16 protein-coding genes are annotated in these 18,929 nt (G+C 70.2%); 3 read left to right on the top strand and 13 right to left on the bottom strand.

The features are described from left to right. Nucleotides 1–220: 220 nt before the first annotated feature. From F4X11_27010 to dnaK, 6 genes are all read right to left on the bottom strand, one after another. Nucleotides 221–721, bottom strand: a complete 501-nt coding sequence (locus F4X11_27010) for a hypothetical protein (GenBank protein ID MYN68623.1) — start codon at nt 719–721, stop codon at nt 221–223. 64 nt (nt 722–785) lie between these two features. Then, on the bottom strand, nt 786–2,384 hold the full coding sequence (hemW, locus tag F4X11_27005; GenBank protein MYN68622.1) for a radical SAM family heme chaperone HemW: 1,599 nt from the start codon (nt 2,382–2,384) through the stop codon (nt 786–788). Further along, complete coding sequence (locus F4X11_27000; GenBank protein ID MYN68621.1) at nt 2,003–2,758, bottom strand: AAA family ATPase; 756 nt, start codon at nt 2,756–2,758, stop codon at nt 2,003–2,005. Before F4X11_27000 ends, hemW begins: the two co-directional genes overlap by 382 nt. Before the next feature lie 164 nt (nt 2,759–2,922). After that, the gene (locus F4X11_26995) at nt 2,923–3,378 is read right to left on the bottom strand and encodes a helix-turn-helix transcriptional regulator (GenBank protein ID MYN68620.1); all 456 of its coding nucleotides are present in this window, start codon (nt 3,376–3,378) and stop codon (nt 2,923–2,925) included. A gap of 5 nt (nt 3,379–3,383) precedes the next feature. Then, entirely contained in the window at nt 3,384–4,499 is a 1,116-nt protein-coding gene (locus F4X11_26990; GenBank protein ID MYN68619.1) for a DnaJ domain-containing protein, read from the bottom strand. A gap of 27 nt (nt 4,500–4,526) precedes the next feature. After that, nucleotides 4,527–6,479, bottom strand: a complete 1,953-nt coding sequence (gene dnaK, locus F4X11_26985; protein ID MYN68618.1) for a molecular chaperone DnaK — start codon at nt 6,477–6,479, stop codon at nt 4,527–4,529. Between the two features lie 96 nt (nt 6,480–6,575). On the opposite strand from dnaK, the gene F4X11_26980 reads away from it, so the two are divergent. Further along, a complete protein-coding gene (locus F4X11_26980; GenBank protein ID MYN68617.1) occupies nt 6,576–8,987 on the top strand; it encodes a PBP1A family penicillin-binding protein in 2,412 nt (803 codons plus the stop codon). 85 nt (nt 8,988–9,072) lie between these two features. Here F4X11_26980 and F4X11_26975 read toward each other — a convergent pair whose 3' ends face one another. From F4X11_26975 to F4X11_26955, 5 genes are all read right to left on the bottom strand, one after another. Beyond that, a complete protein-coding gene (locus F4X11_26975; GenBank protein ID MYN68616.1) occupies nt 9,073–10,107 on the bottom strand; it encodes a peptide chain release factor 2 in 1,035 nt (344 codons plus the stop codon). Nucleotides 10,108–10,228: 121 nt separating this feature from the next. Continuing rightward, nucleotides 10,229–11,734: an apolipoprotein N-acyltransferase gene (lnt, locus tag F4X11_26970; protein ID MYN68615.1), complete on the bottom strand. Its 1,506-nt coding sequence runs from the start codon at nt 11,732–11,734 to the stop codon at nt 10,229–10,231. Between the two features lie 8 nt (nt 11,735–11,742). Next, a complete protein-coding gene (locus tag F4X11_26965; GenBank protein MYN68614.1) occupies nt 11,743–12,378 on the bottom strand; it encodes an SPOR domain-containing protein in 636 nt (211 codons plus the stop codon). Between the two features lie 2 nt (nt 12,379–12,380). Continuing rightward, nucleotides 12,381–13,136 carry a slipin family protein gene (locus tag F4X11_26960; protein MYN68613.1) on the bottom strand — a complete coding sequence of 252 codons (756 nt, stop codon included), beginning with the start codon at nt 13,134–13,136 and terminating at the stop codon, nt 12,381–12,383. Then, nucleotides 13,133–14,476 carry a nodulation protein NfeD gene (locus tag F4X11_26955; GenBank protein ID MYN68612.1) on the bottom strand — a complete coding sequence of 448 codons (1,344 nt, stop codon included), beginning with the start codon at nt 14,474–14,476 and terminating at the stop codon, nt 13,133–13,135. Before F4X11_26955 ends, F4X11_26960 begins: the two co-directional genes overlap by 4 nt. Nucleotides 14,477–14,625: 149 nt before the next feature. Between F4X11_26955 and F4X11_26950 the strand changes: the two genes are divergently transcribed. Both F4X11_26950 and F4X11_26945 read left to right on the top strand, forming a co-directional pair. Then, nucleotides 14,626–15,222 carry a molybdenum cofactor guanylyltransferase gene (locus F4X11_26950; GenBank protein ID MYN68611.1) on the top strand — a complete coding sequence of 199 codons (597 nt, stop codon included), beginning with the start codon at nt 14,626–14,628 and terminating at the stop codon, nt 15,220–15,222. A gap of 72 nt (nt 15,223–15,294) precedes the next feature. Then, the gene (locus F4X11_26945) at nt 15,295–17,295 is read left to right on the top strand and encodes an arginine--tRNA ligase (GenBank protein MYN68610.1); all 2,001 of its coding nucleotides are present in this window, start codon (nt 15,295–15,297) and stop codon (nt 17,293–17,295) included. 37 nt (nt 17,296–17,332) lie between these two features. Here F4X11_26945 and F4X11_26940 read toward each other — a convergent pair whose 3' ends face one another. Further along, on the bottom strand, nt 17,333–18,085 hold the full coding sequence (locus tag F4X11_26940; GenBank protein ID MYN68609.1) for a hypothetical protein: 753 nt from the start codon (nt 18,083–18,085) through the stop codon (nt 17,333–17,335). A 36-nt stretch (nt 18,086–18,121) separates the two neighbouring features. After that, nucleotides 18,122–18,913, bottom strand: a complete 792-nt coding sequence (locus F4X11_26935; GenBank protein MYN68608.1) for a type III pantothenate kinase — start codon at nt 18,911–18,913, stop codon at nt 18,122–18,124. Nucleotides 18,914–18,929 lie beyond the last annotated feature (16 nt).

The following is an 18,929-nucleotide window of genomic DNA, read 5'->3' as shown; positions in this document are numbered from 1 at the left end:
CGCCCGGGGGGGGGCGGGGTGGGTGCGGGGCCGCGGCGGGCGCGCCGCCCCGCCGGCGGGCGCGCCGCCGGGGCCCGCCCCCCCGGCGCCCCCCCCCCGCGCCCGAGCGCAGAGGCACTCTACGAGGTTCGGAACGGTTTGCATCGGCGCTTCGGCCGTCCCGTCACCCTGACCTTGCGCCTGGAGCTCCGCTTGCGCCGCGTTTCCGCGGCGCAAGCTCCTAGAAGTCCCGAACCAGCGTGAGATTGATCGGCAACTGCTTCAGCGCGGCGTCCGTGAAGGAGCCGTTGTAGCTGTTGTACAGGTCCTCGATCTCGGCCGGGAACACCTCGTTCATGATCGTCGCCGCGGCGTAGTTGGCGCCGCCCATGACCGGGTCGATGACCCAGGCGTACATGACGTTCCCCTGGCCGGTGATGTCCAGGCCGGCCCGGTAGACCTTCCACCCGGCGGCCTGCGCCTGCCGGTTGGTCTGCTCGTTCTGGCTCTGCTGCAGCGCCTCGCCGAGCCGCCCCATCACGCTCTCGTAGGCCGACGTGGACCCCGGCTTGACGAAGTGCAGCATGACCGCAGCGTCTCCGGTGAACGCGACCTGCGGCTGCGCCTCCACCTGCTGCGAGGGGATCAACGTTCCCAGCATCACGCCTGCGGCCAGCGTCGCCGCGAACGCGCCCCCCAGAAAGATCCGCCGCATCGACCGCTCCTTGCGAAACCAACGCATGATCATGTCCTCCTTGGATCCCCCGTGCCCGGAAAAGAGCGGATACTTTACCGTACCGCCCGCCCTAGACGAAAGTACTCAGCACCTCGTTCGAAATCAGCATCCCGGCGCGGGTCAGGCGCCACCGGCCGCCGGCCGCGATCATCCAGCCCGCGTCGACGAAGCGGCCGACGTCGGACCCGTATCTCGCTTCCAGGTCGACGCCGTAACGCCTCCCGACGACGGCGGCGTCGATCCCCTCGGCGAGGCGGAGGCCGGTGAACAGCGCATCCCCGAGCCGCTCATCCAGCGACAGGCGGCGGCGTGTCTCCGCAACCGGCGCACCCCGCTCGACCGCATCCACGTAACGCGCGGTCTCCGAGAGATTCTTCCACCGTACGCCGCCCCGGGTCGAGTGGGCGCCGCACCCGAAACCCAGCCACTCGCCGTCCCGCCAGTACTTGAGGTTGTGGCGCGACCGCCGGCCCGGACGCGCGACGTTGGAGATCTCGTACTGCTCGTACCCGGCGAGGTCGGTCCGCGCGAAGGCGTCGAGATACATCGCGGCCGCGTCCTCGTCGGGCGCCTGCGACCAGCCGCGCCGCGCCGCCTCTTCCCGCAGCGGCGCGTTCGGGTACAACTCCAGCATATACAGCGACGCATGCTCCGGGGCCAGCGCCACCAGCGCCTCGACCGACGCCGCGCACGCGGCGCGAGTCTGGGCCGGCAGCCAGAGCATCATGTCGAGACTCACGTTCCCGCACCCGGCCTCGCGGGTCGCCGCGAACGCCGCGCGGGCCTGCTCCGCCGAATGGGCGCGGCCGAGGCGCGCGAGCTCGCCGTCGTGGAACGACTGCACGCCCAGGCTGATGCGGTTGATCCCCGTACCTAGCAGCCCGGACACGTAGTCGGCGCTGCACGACTCCGGATTCATCTCGAGCGTGGCCTCCACGTCCGGAGCAACGTCGAACGCCCGGCGGCAGGCGTCGAGCACACGGGCCACCTCCTCCACGTCGAGCAGCGACGGCGTCCCGCCGCCGAAGAAGATCGAATCGACCCGCCGCCCGTCGCCGCCGCGTTCGATCTCGCGCGTCACCGCCGCCACGTAGGCCCGCTTGAGGTCCTCGTCCAGCAGTCCCCGGTTGAAGTTGCAGTACGCGCAGATCGCCGCGCAGAACGGCACGTGCACGTAGAGGCCGAGAGCGCCCCCACCCTCCACGTCTCCGTCGCGCCGGAGCCGCTCGTTGCGCGGCACGCCCACTTCGTCCTCCCCGACTCCGGGTGCGCCGCGGCCGGCCCGATTCAGGTGCCGGCCCTGCCTCCCGCCCAACCGAGATCGAGCTGCCCTTCGGGCAACCGCGCGCGGGCCCGCCCCGACGTCCGCTGCGGCAGGCGCCCGGACGGCTGGGCGGACGGCCCGGTGGGACGGCTCGGCCCCATCTTCCACTTCTGGTACAGGAACTCCGCGGTCGGCGGGTGCTCGAAATCGCGGTAGTCGGGCCCGTCGTACTCGAGGAACTCGCACATCTCGCGCAGCCGTGAATGGAGGCGGTAACCCACGCGGACGAACAGCGAGTCGAGGTTCTGGACATCGGAGACGTCCTCGTAGTTCGTGGTGAACACCGTCGGACGCTTCTCGTTGTAGCGGGTGTTGACGATGAGGTGCATCGTCTCCTCGACCCAGTCCGTCAGCCGCTCCGCCCCCAGATCGTCGAGCACGAGCAGCTCGGCCTGCATGACCTCCTGGAGGACCTCCGCCTCCGAGGCGCGGGTGACCGGATTGTAGGTGCTGCGGATCGTGCTCAACAGCGAACGGGTGTCGTAGTAGACGCCCCGCATGCCCTTCAGCACGACCTCGCGCAGCACCGACACGGCGACGTGGGTCTTGCCGATGCCGGGAGGCCCGATGAACAGGAGCCCCTTGTCTACGACCGGAAACGAGGCGGCGAACGCCTGCGCCTTCCGGAAGGCGCGCTGCAGCTTCTCGTTCTCGTAGGTGACGAACGTCGAGAAGTCGCACTTCGAGTAGCGCGCCGGAATCCGGGCTCGCGCCAGCATCTGCTGCGCGACGCCGGCGCGCCAGCAATCGCACCGTTCCGCGCGGCGCGCCCCGGCGACCGAGCGCGTACGCCAGCCGGTGCCCCGGCAGTCCGGACAGTCCGCCTCCGCCCGTGTACGTCGCCTCGCCGCCACCGGACAAGCTTAGCAGCCCTCGCGAGAGCTCAGGCGGGCGGCGGGCGGCGGGCGCGGCCCCCCGGGGAGTCGGCGTCCGGCGCCGCCGTCGGCTCGGCCGGAGCGGGCCGGACGAGCTCGGTAGGCGGCGACTTGACGAGCGCGGTTCCGAGACGCTGCTCCCAGTCGCCCACACCGCGGGTGAGCTCCTGCTTGACGTAGTGCATGAACTCGTTGACCTCGTGCTGCATGCGGGCCATCTTCTCCCGCATGTTGAGGATGATCTCCACGCCGGCGAGGTTCACGCCGAGGTCGCGGGTCAGCGAGAGGATGGTCTCGAGCCGCTCGATGTCCTCCTCGCCGTACAGGCGCGTGTTGCCGTCGGTGCGCGACGGCTTGAGCAGCCCTTCGCGCTCGTAGAGACGCAGCGTCTGCGGGTGGATCTTGTAGCGTTGCGCCACCACGCTGATCATGTACGGTCCCGCGCCCGTCTGCTTGGCCGGCATGTGCCTCAGTCTTCGAAAAGGTCCTTGCGGACGTCCGCCCCGTGGATCCGGCCGAACTCCCGCAGCAGCGCCTTCGACCGCTCGTCGTCGACGGCGGGCAGCACGACCTTCACCGCCACGACGAGGTCGCCCCGGCCCCCGTCCCCGCGCGGCGAGGGCACGCCGTACTCCCGCAGCCGAAACCGCTGGCCGGAGCGCGTACCGGGCGGCACCCGCAGACGCGCGGTGCCGTCGAGGGTCGGCACGTCCACCGCCGCGCCGAGTGCCGCCTCGTGAATGGCGATCGGCAGATCGACATGCAGGTCCCGTCCCTCGCGCCGCAGGAACCGGTGCGGGCCGACCTTCACCACGATATAGAGGTCGCCCGGCGCACCACCCCGGATCCCGGCGTTGCCCTTGGCCTCTATCCGCAGCCGTGAGCCGTCGTCCACGCCTGCCGGCACGTGGATGGCGATCTCCTCGTCGCGCGCCGCGATGCCGCTCTCGCGGCAGGCCGCGCAGGGGCGGAAGCGAAGGCTTCCCGTTCCCTCGCAGAAGGCGCAGCGCATCGCGAACACCATGTGCCCGCGGCGGCGGCGCGTCGCGCCGGTGCCCTGACAATCGCCGCAGCGCGTCTCGGCGGCGCGGCGCCGCCCGGTTCCACCACAGTCGCCGCAGACGTCGAGCCGGGTGACGGTCAACCGGCGTTCGGTACCGCGCACCGCTTCCTCGAACGAGAGGGCGATCTCCCCGAACAGATCCCCCCCGCGCTCGGACTGACCGCCGGCCGGCGCCCCGCGCGACGCCTGGACCGCGAACACGTCGGAGAACAACTCCTCGAACGTCGCCGAGCTCCCGCCGCCGCTGCCGCTCGGCGAAAAGTCGAACCCCTGGAACTCGATCGCGGCCGGCCGGGGAACGTCCTCGGGCGCGCCATGCGCGTCGTACTCCCGGCGCCGGGCCGGGTCGCGCAGGGTCTCGTACGCCTCGGTCACGATTCTGAAGAACGCCTCGGCCTCGCCGTCGCCCGGATTGATTCCCGGGTGATAGCGGCGGGCGAGGCGGCGGTAGGCGCGGCTCACCTGGTCCCGCGTCGCCGAGCGCTCAACGCCGAGCACCACGTAGAAGTCCACCTGGCCCACCGGGCGCCACCTCCACCGTCCGGCGAGTTACGGCTTCCCGTCCTCGACGACCTCCGCATCGATGACGTCTCCCGCGTTCCCGGTCCGCGGCCCGCCCGGGCCGGCGCCGGCTTCGGGACCCGCGTCGGGCCCCGGCCCCGGGCCCGGTCCGGATCCGCCGCCCGCGCCCGGCGCCGCCTGCGCGGTCTTCGCGTACAGCGTCTGGGCCGCCGCCTGCTGGGCCGCGTTCAGCGTCTCCAGCGCCTGGTCGATCGCGGCTGCGTCGCCGCCCTCGATGGCCTTCTTCAGCCCCGCCACCGCCTCCTCGACCGGCTTCCGCTCTTCCGCCGACAGCTTGTCCCCGGCGTCCTTCAGCATCCGCTCGGCGGCATAGGCCGCCTGGTCCGCACGGTTGCGGGTCTCCACCTCCTGCTTGCGGGCCTTGTCCTCGTCGGCGTGCGACTCGGCGTCCCGCATCATCCTGTCGACCTCGTCCTTGCCGAGGCCGCTCGACGCCGTGATGGTGATCTGCTGCTGCTTGCCGGTCCCGAGGTCCTTGGCCGACACGTTGACGATGCCGTTCGCGTCGATGTCGAAAGTCACCTCGATCTGCGGCACGCCCCGCGGCGCGGGCGGAATACCGTCGAGATGGAACTTGCCGAGCGTCCGGTTGTCCTTCGCCATCGAGCGTTCGCCCTGCAGGACGTGCACCTCGACGCTGGGCTGGTTGTCGGCCGCGGTCGAGAAGGTCTCGCTCTTCTTGGTGGGAATGGTCGTGTTGCGCTGAATCAGCGACGTCATGACCCCCCCGAGGGTCTCGATGCCGAGCGACAACGGCGTCACGTCGAGCAGCAGCAGGTCCTTGACCTCGCCGGCGAGAACTCCGGCCTGCACGGACGCGCCTATCGCCACCACCTCGTCCGGGTTCACGCCGCGGTGGGGCTCCTTGCCGAACAGCTCCTTCACGATCTCCTGCACGCGCGGGACCCGCGTCGATCCGCCGACCATCACGACCTCGTCGATCTGCGACGGGTCGAGGCCGGCATCCCGCAGGGCGCGCTTGACCGGCTCGACCGTCCGCTGCAGCAGCGGCTCGACGAGCTGCTCGAACCGCGCCCGCGTCAGCTTCCTCTGCAGATGCTTCGGCCCGGACGCGTCGGCGGTGATGAACGGCAGGTTGATCTCGGTCTCCACTACCGTCGACAACTCCATCTTGGCCTTCTCGGCCGCCTCCTTCAGGCGCTGGAGCGCCATCGGGTCGCGGCTGAGGTCGATGCCCTCCTCGCGCTTGAACTCGCCGACGATCCAGTCGATGACCTCCTGGTCCAGGTTGTCGCCGCCGAGATGCGTGTCGCCGTTGGTGGCCTTGACCTCGACCACACCCTCGCCCACCTCCAGAATCGAGATGTCGAAGGTGCCGCCGCCGAAGTCGTACACCGCGATGGTCTCGTCGGTCTTCTTGTCGAGCCCGTAGGCGAGCGCGGCCGCCGTCGGCTCGTTGACGATCCGCAGCACCTCGAGTCCGGCGATCTGCCCGGCGTCCTTGGTGGCCTGGCGCTGCGCGTCGTTGAAGTAGGCGGGCACGGTGATGACCGCCTTCGTGACGGACTGCCCGAGGTACTCCTCGGCCGCCTGCTTCAGCTTCTGCAGCACCATCGCCGACAACTCGGGCGGCGACAGCTCCTTGCCGCCCGCCTTGACCCGCGCGTCGCCGTTCTTCGCGCGCACCACCTCGTAGGGCACCATCGCCATCTCTTCGTTCACTTCGTCGAAGCGGCGCCCCATGAACCGCTTGATCGAGAAGACCGTGTTCTCGGGGTTGGTCACCGCCTGCCGCTTGGCGACCTGACCCACGAGCCGTTCGTCGGACTTCGCGAACGCCACGACCGACGGCGTCAGCCGGCTTCCCTCCGGATTGGCGATGACGGTCGGCTCGCCACCCTCGATGACCGCCACGACGGAGTTCGTCGTGCCCAGATCGATCCCGATTATCTTGCTCATCTGTTGCTGTTCCTTCGCGCGCGGCGGCGGCTGCCACCGTGCGAAATCACCGCGCCCCACTGGCGCGCGGCCCTAACCATACAATGCTAAAAACATATAATCTTAGCTGTCTCTTGTCAAGTATACGCCGTTTCGCCGGGGCGAGTCCGGATCATCCCGCGCCCGTGCTATATTCGATTCGTCCCCCGTGGCATCAACGAGGAGAACCGCGTGGCTCCTGCACCGAACCGCTACGTGCGTCAAGCCGTCATCCTGAGCCTCTTCGCCGGCGCCGCCCTCTTCGGGATCGTCACCGGCGTACTGCTCGCCTACTCGCCCGACCTCCCCGAAATCGAGGCGCTCGACGACTACGCGCCCGACACCATCACCCGCGTGTACGCGCGCGGCGGCGAGCTGATCGGGGAGTTCGCCACCGAGCGCAGGGACATCATCGGCTACGACGACATCCCCGAGGTGCTGCGCAACGCCATCATCGCGGCCGAGGACGCCTCGTTCTTCGACCACCAGGGCATCAGCATCCCGGCCGGCATCCGGACCGTGATTCAGAACGTGGCCGCCGGCGATCTCACCGCCGCCGGCGCGAGCACGCTGACGATGCAGCTCGCACGCAACATCGAGGTCGCGGGCGAGAGCCTCGGACTTCGGAAGGCGTGGGAGCGCAAGGCCTGGGAGGTCTACTACACCTTCCTCATCGAGAAGCGCTACACCAAGCGGGAGATACTGGCGCTCTACGCCAACCAGATATGGCTCGGCACCGCACGGCACGCCGCCCACGGCGTCGAGGCGGCGTCGCAGCTCTACTTCGGCAAGTCCGCGGGGGACCTCGAGCTCGGCGAGGCCGCCATGATCGCAGGCATCCTGCAGTCGCCGGCGCGCTGGAGTCCGCTCGTCAACATGGAGCGCGCCACCGAGCGGCGCAACTACGCGCTCGGGCGAATGGCCGCCGAAGGCTACATCACCGAGGCAGTCGCCGCAGCCGAGATCGCCAAGCCGATCGTGCTCGCACCGCGCAGCCGGCGGGCCAATACCATCGCGCCCTATTTCCTCGAGGAGATTCGCCAGCACCTCGAAGCCGGCTACGGCGCGCAGCGGCTCTACGAGGATGGCCTGGTCGTCCGCTCGACGCTCGACATCGATCTGCAGCGCGCGGCGAACAAGGCGGTCTCCGACGGACTGCGCGTCGTCGACAAGCGCCACGGCTTCCGCGGCGCGCGGCGCAACGTGCTGCGCGGCGAGGACGCCGTCGAGTCGATGGACGCCTTCGAGCACTTTCGGTGGCGACTCCCCATCGCCGAGGGCGACATGGTGCCGGCGGTGGTTACGGGAACGACCGCGGACACGATTCAGGTGCGGGTCGGGCCGCACGCCGCGGAGATCGATGCGGACGGCTTCGCCTGGACGCGGAAGTCTGCCCCGGACGAGCTCGTGGAGGCGGGCGACCTGATCGACGTAACGCTGACGAGCCTGCCGCAGGGTGGCGGACGCGGAACCGCCACGCTCGACCAGGAACCCGAGGTCGAAGGGGCGCTGGTCGCGATCGACAACCGGACCGGCCACGTGCTCGCCATGGTGGGCGGATACGACTTCGAACGCAGCCGGTTCAACCGCGCCACGCAGGCGTTCCGGCAGCTCGGCTCCCTGTTCAAGGGCGTCCTGTACGCCGCCGCCGTCGACCAGGGCCACACGACGACCAGCATCCTGCGGGACGAGCCGGTCAGCTTCGAGGTGGGTCCGGGTCAGCCGCGGTACCGTCCGAGCAACTACGACTACGAGTTCAAGGGACCGGTCACCCTTCGCTACGCTCTCGAAACCTCGCGCAACGTGCCGGCCGTCTGGCTCATGAACGAGGTCGGGCCCGAGGTGGTCGTAGACTTCGCGCGCCGCGTCGGCTTCAGCTCTCCTATCCCGCCCTATCTGTCCGTCGCCCTCGGCTCGGCCGAGGCGACGCTGATGGAGGTGACCAGCGCCTACTCGGTGTTTCCCAATCAGGGCAGACGCATGCTGCCGTTCCTGATCGAACGGGTGCTCGATCGCAACGGGGACCTGTTGGAGGAGCACCGCCCGCAGTCGCGCGACGCGCTGCGGCCCGACACCGCCTACATCATGGCCAGCCTCATGCGCGGCGTCGTGCAGCGGGGGACCGGCCGCCGGGCGCTGCGCCTGAACTGGCCGGTCGGCGGCAAGACCGGAACCGTGGACGATTTCACCGACGCCTGGTTCGTGGGATTCGATCCGGACATCACGCTCGGCGTCTGGGTGGGGCACGACCAGAAGAAGACGATCGGCAACCGGGAGGAAGGCGCCCGCGTGGCGCTGCCCATCTGGATGGACTTCATGAGGGCCTACGTCGGCGACCGCGACGTACAGCCCCAGTTCGATCCGCCGACGAACATCGTCTTCGTCTCGGTGAATCCGGAAACCGGCGAGCCCGCCGGACCGGGAACGTTCCGCCCCATCGAGGAAGCGTTCATCGCCGGAACGGAACCCGGGACGGCGTTTCCGCGCTAGCTAGGAGTCTGCGCCGTAGAACGGCGTAGAGTGCTAGTCAGGCCCGGTTGGGCGGCAATCGGAGCCGCAGGCGACGATTGTCGGGCTAGGAGCCTTGGCCTCCCCCGGACTTCCCGCGCGTTCCGGACGCCTTCTGCATCAGGTAGCCCTTGATGAAGGCGTCGAGGTCGCCGTCGAGGATGCGATCGACATTGCCTTCCTCGACTCTGGTGCGGTGATCCTTGACCATCCGATACGGGTGGAGGACATAGCTGCGGATCTGGCTGCCGAAGGCGATGTCCTTCTTCTCGCCCCCGATCTCCTCGAGCCGATCCTGCTGCTCCTTGATCCGGCGGTCGTACAGCCGCGCCCGGAGCACCGCCATCGCCGCGTCCCGATTGCGGTGCTGCGAGCGCTCGTTCTGGCAGGAGACGACGATGCCGGTCGGCAGGTGGGTGATCCGCACCGCGGAATCGGTCACGTTGACGTGCTGCCCGCCGGCTCCGCTCGACCGGTAGGTGTCGATGCGCAGGTCCTTCTCCTCGATGTCGATCTCGACGTCGTCCGGCAGCTCCGGCCAGACGAACACCGATGCAAAGGACGTATGCCGGCGAGACGCCTGATCGAACGGCGAGATGCGCACCAGCCGGTGGATGCCCGCCTCGGCGAGGAGCAACCCGTAGGCGTAGTCGCCGTCGACGGTGACGGTGGCGCTCTTCACGCCGGCCTCGTCGCCGGGCTGCGCGTCGATCACCTCGCGCGAGAAGCCGCGGCGCTCCGCCCAGCGGAGATACATCCGCAGCAGCATCTCCGCCCAGTCCTGCGACTCGGTCCCGCCGGCGCCGGGGTGGATCGAGACGATGGCGTTGCGCTGGTCGTGCTCGCCGCCGAGCATCTTGCGGATCTCGGCGCCCTCCACCTCCTCGCGCAGGTCGACGAGTCCCGCCGCGAGGTCTCCGGCTACGTCCTCGCCCTGATCGGCCCACTCGAACAGCACTGCGAGATCGTCGGCCTTGCGGCGCAGCGACTCGGCAAGGTCGAAGTCCTCCTGCAGCCGGCGGCGCCGCTGCAGCACGCGCTGCGCGGCGGCCTGGTCGTTCCAGAAGTCCGGCGCGGCGGCCTGCCGCTCCAGCTCCGCCATCTCGGACTCGACGGCGGCGGGGTCAAAGATAGCTCCGCAAGTCAGCCGCGCGCTTGACCAGATCCTGATACCGGCGAACGTTCTCGTCCAGGGCTATCGCCACGAGTCTGCCTCCGTCCCATCAACCACGAATCCGGCGCCGCCGCCCACCCCACAGGGCGAGGGCGGCGATTGCCGCGCCGGCATAGGCGGGCGCGTCCCCGAATCGCCCGTAGACCGTGAGCGCATCGAGCAGCCGCACGTCCTCGACCACCACCGCGGGCTCGAAGAGCCCGGACCGCGCCAGCACCCGGCCATAGGGATCGATCACGCCGCTGATGCCGGTGTTCGCGGCACGCACGAGGAAACGCCCCTGCTCGATCGCCCGCATCGTCGCCTGCTGAAAGTGCTGGTACGGAGCGGCCGAGCGGCCGTACCAGGCGTCGTTCGTGACCGTGGACAGCAAGCGGCTGCCGCGGAGCACGAAATCCCGCACCAGACCAGGATAGATGATCTCGTAGCAGATGGCGGTGCCCACCGCGCTTCCGCCGACCGGCAGCGTCCGGGGCTCCGTGCCGGCGGAAAAACCGGCCACCGACTCCACCAGCGGCGACACGAAGAAGAGCGCCTGCCGCAGCGGCACATACTCCCCGAACGGCACCAGGCGCTGCTTGCGATACACACCGGACGTCGATCCCGCCTCCGGCTCGATCAGGTAGGCGGCATTGTAGTACCGCGTGCCGCCCTCCCGCACGACCTCGGTCGTGCCGACGAGGAGATGCGCCGCGGTCTCACGCGCCACGGCGCGCACCGCCTCGCCGCGCGGATCCCGATCGAGCGCGAACGGCGTCGCGGACTCCGGCCAGACCACCAGCCCGGCCCCCGCGGCGGCCGCGCGCCGCGTCTGGTCGAGATAGGTGTCGAGAATGGCGTCGCCGCGCAGCGGATTCCACTTCTCGTCCTGGCGGACGTTGCCCTGGAGCGCCGCCACCCGCAACGGATCCCCGGCCCGCAGCAGAGACCCGTCCGCGATGCGCCAGGCGCCGAACGCCACGGCGGCCAAGACCACGGCAGCGGTCGCCAGGACCGGCGTGCGTCTCGTGCCCGGCGCCGCCACGACGGCGTACGCGATGGTCGCGTTCACCAGAACCACCAACGCCGACACGCCGAGCACGCCGGCGATGCTCGCCGTCTGGGCGACGGCGGCAAACGGCACCTGGCTGTAGCCGAGCAACGCCCAGGGAAACCCGGTGAAGAGATGCATGCGCCCCAACTCCGTCGTCACCCACAATGCGGGCGCGAACAGCAGCCCCCGCGTTCCGAAGCGGACGGCCAGGTCGGCCACCCCTGCCGCGAAGAGCGCGGGAAACAGCGCCAGGAAAGCTACCAGCAGCGCGTGCACGGGCCAGGCGGCGGCGGCCGGCAACCCGCCGTAGTCGACCATGACGGCGGGAATCCAGTAGAGCGTGCCCGCAAAGTGCACGACGCCGGTAACCGCGCCGAGGCGCAACCCCTGCCACGGGTTCGCCCGGGCCACCGCGACGAGCAGGGGCACCACGGCCAGCCACGCGACAGCCGGATGGCCCAGGTTCGGAAAGCTCAGAAACAGCAGCACGCCCGAGAGGGCGGCAAGCGGCAGGGAGGGCACGGCGCAGGTTACTGGCGCGTGATCCAGGGTTTGAACGACTCTTCCTCTTCGAGCCGCCGCAGGACGCGCTCGGCCTCCTCCCGGTCCGCGTAGGTCCCGACGCGAACCCGGAACACCTGCACGGGCGCGCCCGCTACCGGGGCGACGACGAACGCGGGATAGCCCCTGTCGACGAGCCCCTGCGCCATGCGGTGGGCGGCGGCGCCCTCACGCAGCGTCGTGAGGTGGATCGAGTATCCGCTGAACGGCGCGGCGGCGCCGGCCGATGCGGCCGGCGCCTCACCGGCCCCGCGCGCATCCGCCGCTTCGGCCGTCGGCTCCGGAGCCTGCAATCGGGCGTCGAGCTCCACCCCTCGATCCTCGTCGAGCCGCTCGTAGTACGACAGCTCGGCGCCGTGGGTCGCCGCGACCGAGGGCTCACGCTGGCCGGTGCTGACCAGGGAGGGCCGCTCGTCGGCAGCGACCGGTTCCTCTCCGTTTGCGCTGGCAGAACCGTGGCCGGTGATCATATCGACGACCGACACGCCGCGACCCACCATGACCCCGAACAGGAACACCACCACGGCCATGCCGGCGCTCGTCATGGCCAGAAAGAAGACTTGCTTCGCCCCGAAGCCGTTCCCGTCGTAAGATCTTCGCGCCACACTCACCCGTCGCGTTTGCCGGACAATGCGCTCATCAGATCTATCGGCAGCGGAAAGACGATGGTGGAGTTCTTCTCTCCGGCGATCTCCGTCAAGGTCTGCAGGTAGCGAAGAACAGCCGCCAACGGTTGCCTGCCGATGACCTCGGCAGCCTGCGACAGCTTCTCGGAAGCGATGAACTCGCCGTCGGCGTGGATGATCTTAGCACGCTTCTCGCGCTCGGCCTCCGCCTGCGCGGCCATCGCGCGCTGCATGTCGACCGGCAGGTCGACGTGCTTGACCTCGACCGACGAGACCTTCACGCCCCAGGGATCGGTGTGCAGATCCAGGATCTGCTGAAGTTGCTGATTGAGCTGCTCGCGCTCCGACAGCAGGCCGTCCAGCTCCACCTGACCGAGCACGCTGCGCAGCGTCGTCTGGGCGAGCTGTGACGTCGCGTAGTGAAAGTTCTCGACCTCGACCACCGACCGCTGCGGATCCATCACGCGGAAGTAGACGACGGCGTTCACCTTGACCGAAACGTTGTCCTTCGTGATGACGTCCTGCGGGGGCACGTCCATGACGATGGTTCTCAGGCTGACCCGGACCATGCGGTCGATCGGCGCGAACACCAGGATGACGCCGGGCCCCTTCGGACGGGGATAGAGCTTGCCGAGACGGAATATCACCGCCCGCTCGTACTCGTTCAGGATCTTGACGGAGTTTGCCAGGTACAGCAGGACGACGAGCAGGACGATGAACTCCGGGCCGATGTTCATGACTCCGATCCTTCCTCTGACGGCGGCCCCACGCGCCGTACGGTGAGCACCATTCCCTGGACCGCGACCACCTGCACGGGGTCGCCTCCGGCGATGTCCGCCTCGGGCGCGGCGGCTGCCGTCCAGATTTCACCTCGCGTCGACACCCTCCCCCGCCCGCCGGCCGGAATCGGGTCGATCGCGTGCCCTTCCCGGTTGACCATGCCGTCCACCCCGGTGACGGCGCGGACCTGGTGCGCCTTGATCCCCAACCGGGCCAGCGCTCCAGTGACCAGCGCCAACGCCAGCATCGTGGAAACGATGAACGGCCAGCCGAGCTGCATCTCCGGGGCCGGGGAATCGAACAGCATCACCGCACCGAACAGCATGCTCACGATGCCGCTGACGGCCAGCAGGCCATAGGTCGGCGTGAACATCTCGATCACGAGCAGCACCATCCCGAACAGAATGAGCAGGAGACCGACGTAGTTGATGGGCAGGATCTGGAACGCGAAGAACGCGAGCAGCAGGCAGACGGCGCCGACGATGCCGGGCACGGCGGCGCCGGGGTTCCAGAGCTCGATGGTCAGTCCCAGGCTGCCCAGGCTGAACAGCAGCACCGCGATCTGCGGGTGCGCGATGGCGCTCAACAGCCTCTGCCGCCAAGTCATCGCGACGGTCTCGATCTCCGCGTCCGCCGTTCGCACGACCTCGACGCTGCCGTCCCAGCGGCGCACCTCGCGGCCGTCGAGCTGCTCGAGCAGGTCGTCGAGATCCGAGGCGATGAGGTCGATCAGCGGCGGCTCCGCCTCGAGGGCCTCGCGTTCCGTGAACGACAGGCTCTCGGTGACCGCCTTCTCGGCCAGCTCGACGTTGCGTTGCCGCTGGCTCGCCAGCGACCGCGCATACGCCGCCACGTCCGAGGCCGCCTTCTCGGCCGCGGTCTCGTCCATCTCGGAGCCGGTGCCGGAGACCGGGTGCGCGGCGCCTATGTGCGTTCCCGGCGCCATGACCGCCACGTCGGCGGCGATGGTGATCAGGAAGCCCGCCGACGCGGCGCGGGTGCCGCTCGGGCCGACGTAGACGACGACCGGCGTCTCCGCCTCGATGATCCGGGTGTTGATCTCGCGCGTGGAATCGACGAGCCCGCCCGGCGTCCGCAGCATCACGACCACTAGATCCGCGCCCGCGCGATCCGCTTCGTCGAGCGTCTGGCTGATGTACTCGGCGGAAACGGGATGGATGAGCGCCTCGACCTCGGTGGCGTAGACGACCGGCCGGCCGGCCGCTTCCTCCTGCGCGCCCGGCCAGACCGCCGCCATCGCCATCAGCATCCAGACGGCGGCGCCCCACCGGAACACGCGCCTAATCCGACGACGGGCCTGCCTGATCGACATGTCGGTCCCTGGACGTGACGCTACTCTCACGGTAGCCGAGCCCCCGGACAGTGTCAACGCGTACCCGCGCCCGCGCCGCCTCTCGCGGCGATCTGATAAGGTTTCCGTCGGCGATGTCGACGGCGGCCATCCTCGCCGGCGGCCGGGCGCGCCGGTTCGGCGGCAGGCCCAAGCTGCTGCTTCCCCTTGGCGACCGGCGCATCGTCGACCGCCTGCTGGCGGTGCTCCGGCCGGTGGTCGATCAGGTATTCATCGTGGCGAACGACCGTGCAACCTACGGCGGGCTCGGCGTGCCCGTGCACCCGGACGTGCTGGGCGGCGCCGGCCCGCTCGGCGGCGTGCACGCGGCCCTGCGCGGCTCGCGCTCGCCGCGGACGCTGGTGGTGGCCGGCGACATGCCCTTTCTGAGCACCGCGTTCCTCGACCGCCTGTGGCGCGCGGACCGCGCCGCGGAGGTTACGATCCCGCGCACCGACGACGGTTACCAGCCCCTCTGCGCCTGCTATCGGGCGACGTGCGCCTCGCTCATCGAGCGCCGGGTCGCGGCCGGTAAGCTGCGGACGAGCGCGGCGGTGGAGGCGCTGCAGCGGCACGAGATCGGCGCGGACGTCATCGCACCGTTCGATCCCGATGGCACACTCTTCTTCAACGTCAACACGCCGGCCGACCATGCGCGCGCGCTGGCCATCGCCGCCTACCATGGCCGGTGAGGTCCTGCCCCGGCCCGAGCGCCGGCGGCGGGCGTTCGTCTGCACACGGGAGCACACGCCATGATTCTCGGCATGCACGCGGCCGTGCGGTCGCGCGTGCGCGACGTGCTGTTCGAACTGTACGGGCTCGGCCCGGACCGGCAGCCGGACGTCGCGATCCAGTACCCGCCGGATCGTGCAATGGGCGATCTGGGCGTCACCGTGGCGTTCGAGCTCGCGCGGGTGCTGCGCAAGGCGCCGCGCGCCATCGCCGCCGAGATCGTCGGCGCCCTCGGCGCGATCGACGGCGTGGAGCGGGTCGAGCCGGCGCCCAACGGCTACGTCAACATCTTCCTCGACCGCGCCCGATTCGCCCGCCGCGTGCTCGCGCCGCCGCCTTCCGCAACGGGCGGCGGCCGGGGCATCCGCAAGGCCATCGTCGAGCACACCGCGATCAATCCCAACAAGGCGGCCCACGTCGGGCACCTGCGCAACGCCGCGCTCGGCGACACCCTGGTCCGGCTCCTGCGGTTTCTCGGCGTCCCGGTGGAAGTGCAGAACTACATCGACGACACCGGCGTGCAGGTGGCGGACGTGGTCGTCGGCCTCCAGCAACTCGAGCGGCTGCCGCCCGAAGAGGTGGCCGCGCTCGCCGAGCGGCCCCGTTTCGACCACTACTGCTGGGATCTGTACGCGCGGGTGACTGCCTGGTACGAGGAGGATGCGGACCGGCTCGCCCACAGGGCCGGCGCCCTGCACGACCTCGAGACCGACACCGACCCGACGGCCCGGATCGGACGCCTGGTCGCCGACCGCATCGTCCGCTGCCACCTGGCCACGATGGACCGGATGAACGTCGAGTACGACCTGCTGACCTGGGAGGGCGACATCCTGCGCCTCCATTTCTGGTCCCGCGCGTTCGACGTGCTCAAGGAGACGGGCGCGGTGCGACTCGAGACCACCGGTCCCCAGGCCGGCTGCTGGGTGATGCCGCTCGACGGCAACGCGCCGCCGGAAGACGATCCCGGCGCCGGAGAAGGCGGGCCGAAGTCGCGCGCCAAGGTGATCGTGCGTTCGAACGGGACGGTCACCTACGTCGGCAAGGACATCGCCTATCAGTTCTGGAAGCTCGGGGTGCTCGAGCGCGACTTCCACTATCGCCCGCACGGCGTGCAGCGCTCCGGCCGCCCGCTCTGGTCGACCACGTCGAGCGCCGGCGAGACCGCGCCGGACGGCGCGGCGTTCGGCCGGGCCGACGCCGTCTACAACGTCATCGACACACGGCAGGCCTATCTCCAGCAGCTACTGAAGCAGGCGCTCACCGCCGTCGGCCGCGCCGCCGAGGCGGAGCGCTCCGTGCATGTCTCGTACGAGATGGTGGCGCTGTCGCCGACGACGGCGCGCGCCCTCGGCCATGCCGTCGATTCGCAGGCGGACCGGCCGTTCGTCGAGGTCTCCGGGCGCAAGGGGCTCGGCGTGAAGGCGGACGACCTCCTCGATCGGCTCACCGAGGCCGCGCGGGGGGAGGTGGTCGCGCGCCATGCCGATCTGCCGGCGGACGGCGCCGAGGCCACGCGAATCGCGACGGCCATCGCCACTGCCGCCATCCGCTACTTCATGATCAAGTACTCCCGCGGAAAGCTCATCGCGTTCGACATCGACGAGGCGCTGAGCTTCGAGGGCGAGAGCGGCCCCTACGTGCAGTACGCTGCGGTGCGGGCGGCGAACATCCTGCGCAAGCTGTACGAGCGGGAGGGCCTGAACGACGAGACGCTGACGGCGGCGCTCGCGTCGCTGCCGGCCGGCCCCCTGGCCGGCGCGGGCGACCCAACCGCCACCTGGGCCCTGCTGCTCGAGGCGGCCAGGCTCGACGAGGTCGCGGATCAGTCGATCCGCGCGATCGAGCTGTCCGTGCTCGCCAAGTACGCGTTCGGCCTCGCGCAGACGTTCAACACGTTCTACCACCGCTGTCCGGTGGTGAACGAGGAGGACGGGCCCACGAGGCTGTGGCGCGCCGGGGCGGTGCTCTACTGCCGGCTCCAATTGACGCGGGCGCTCGCGTTGATGGGCTGCGAGGTCCCGCCGCGGATGTAGCTCCCCTTCCCCGGAGGCCGCCCGCCCGACGGGGCGCTCAGTCGAACGCCAGGCGCGGCAGCTTGAAGCGCTCGGCGAGCAGCCGGTCGGTGGCGGCGTCGAGCGCGCTCGCGAACGCTGCGGCGGCCATCCGGCTCCGAAACGCCTCCAGGGAACGTTGCGCCTCCTCCCGGAGCTCGCGCAGCACGTCCTCGCCGGCGTCGGCGCGCGCGGCAGCCGGCAGGCGCCGGTCCAGCTCGGCCAGCCGATCGAGCGTCCGCCGGCGCGCCTCGCCCCGCAGCGTCCTGCCGCCGGAACGCGCGGCGTCGACGGCCGCTCGAGCATCCTTCAAGAGACTATCGAGGGCCGGCGCGCCCGGCGGCGCATCCCAGGCGGACAGACGCGCGTCGAGATCGTCGAGATGCGCGGCGAGGGAGCGTCTCCGCGCTCCGCCCGCCCCCCCTTCCGTACCGGCCGCGTCGACCCGCGGCGCGCCCGGAGGCTCGTTCCGCGCGCCCGCCGCCGTGCTCAGGCCCACCGCGCGCTTCCACTCGTCGAACAGGTCGAGCACGTCGGCCTCGCAGTACTCGATGCGCAGTGGATGCCGCTTCGGCCCCCTGGCGTGATATCGCACGTGGCGGCGGTCGATGGCGCGCTCGACGACGCGCAACGGGATGCCCGCCGCCGCCCAGCCGCACACCAGCTCGAAGGCGGGTCCGATGATTCGAATGAGATGACCGTCGTTCTTGCGGCAGAGATACGACTCGACCGCCCGGCACAGCTCGCCCGGGTCCACTCGACTGCCCCGCATCACGGACCGGACGTCCGGCGTCCGAATCGCCGTCGCTCAACCAACGCCGCCCTCCCGGATACGCTCCCAGACGAAGCGCAGGCCGGCCAGCGTGAGGTCCGGCTCCACGTGGTCGATCAGCGACGTCTCGGCCGCTATGTCGCCGGCCAGCCCGCCCGTGCCGATGCACAACAACCCGTCGCCGCCCTCGATCTCGTCGCGGAGCCGCTGCACGATGCCTTCGACCATCGCCACGTAGCCATAGAAGAGCCCGGACTGCATCGAAGCGACGGTGCTGCGCCCGATCACCGCGGCCGGCTTCCGGACCTCTACCCGCGGCAACTGCGCGGCCCGGTGATAGAGCGCGTCGGCCGAGATCTCGATGCCCGGGCAGATCACGCCGCCGCGGTACTCGCCGCCGGCCGAGATCACGTCGAACGTGGTCGCCGTCCCGAAGTCGACGACCACGATCGGACGCGCCGCGTCCCCGTACATCCGCACCGCCGCGACCCCGTTGACGAGGCGGTCGGCGCCCACCTCCGCCGGGTTCTCGTAGCCGACCGGCAGACCCGCGTTGCCGGCGTCGACCCGCAGCACGTCCTGTCCGAGTCCGCGCCCGATCATGTCCGAGACGGCCCGCGTCAGGGCCGGCACGACGGAGGACATCACGACGCCGTCGATCCGGGCGGGATCGACCTCGTGCTCGGCGAGCAGCCGGCTGACCAGCACCCAGAGCTCGTCCGCGGTGCGATCGGGCAAGGTAGCGAGCCGCCAGCGGCGCTCCAGGGCCGCTCCGGCGAAGAGCCCGAGAACGACGTTGGTGTTGCCGACGTCAATCGCGAGCAGCATCCGATCCGACCTCGGC

It is taken from the genome of Acidobacteriota bacterium (assembly GCA_009861545.1).
GTDB lineage: Bacteria > Acidobacteriota > Vicinamibacteria > Vicinamibacterales > UBA8438 > WTFV01.
This window is presented reverse-complemented; position numbering and strand designations above follow the sequence as displayed.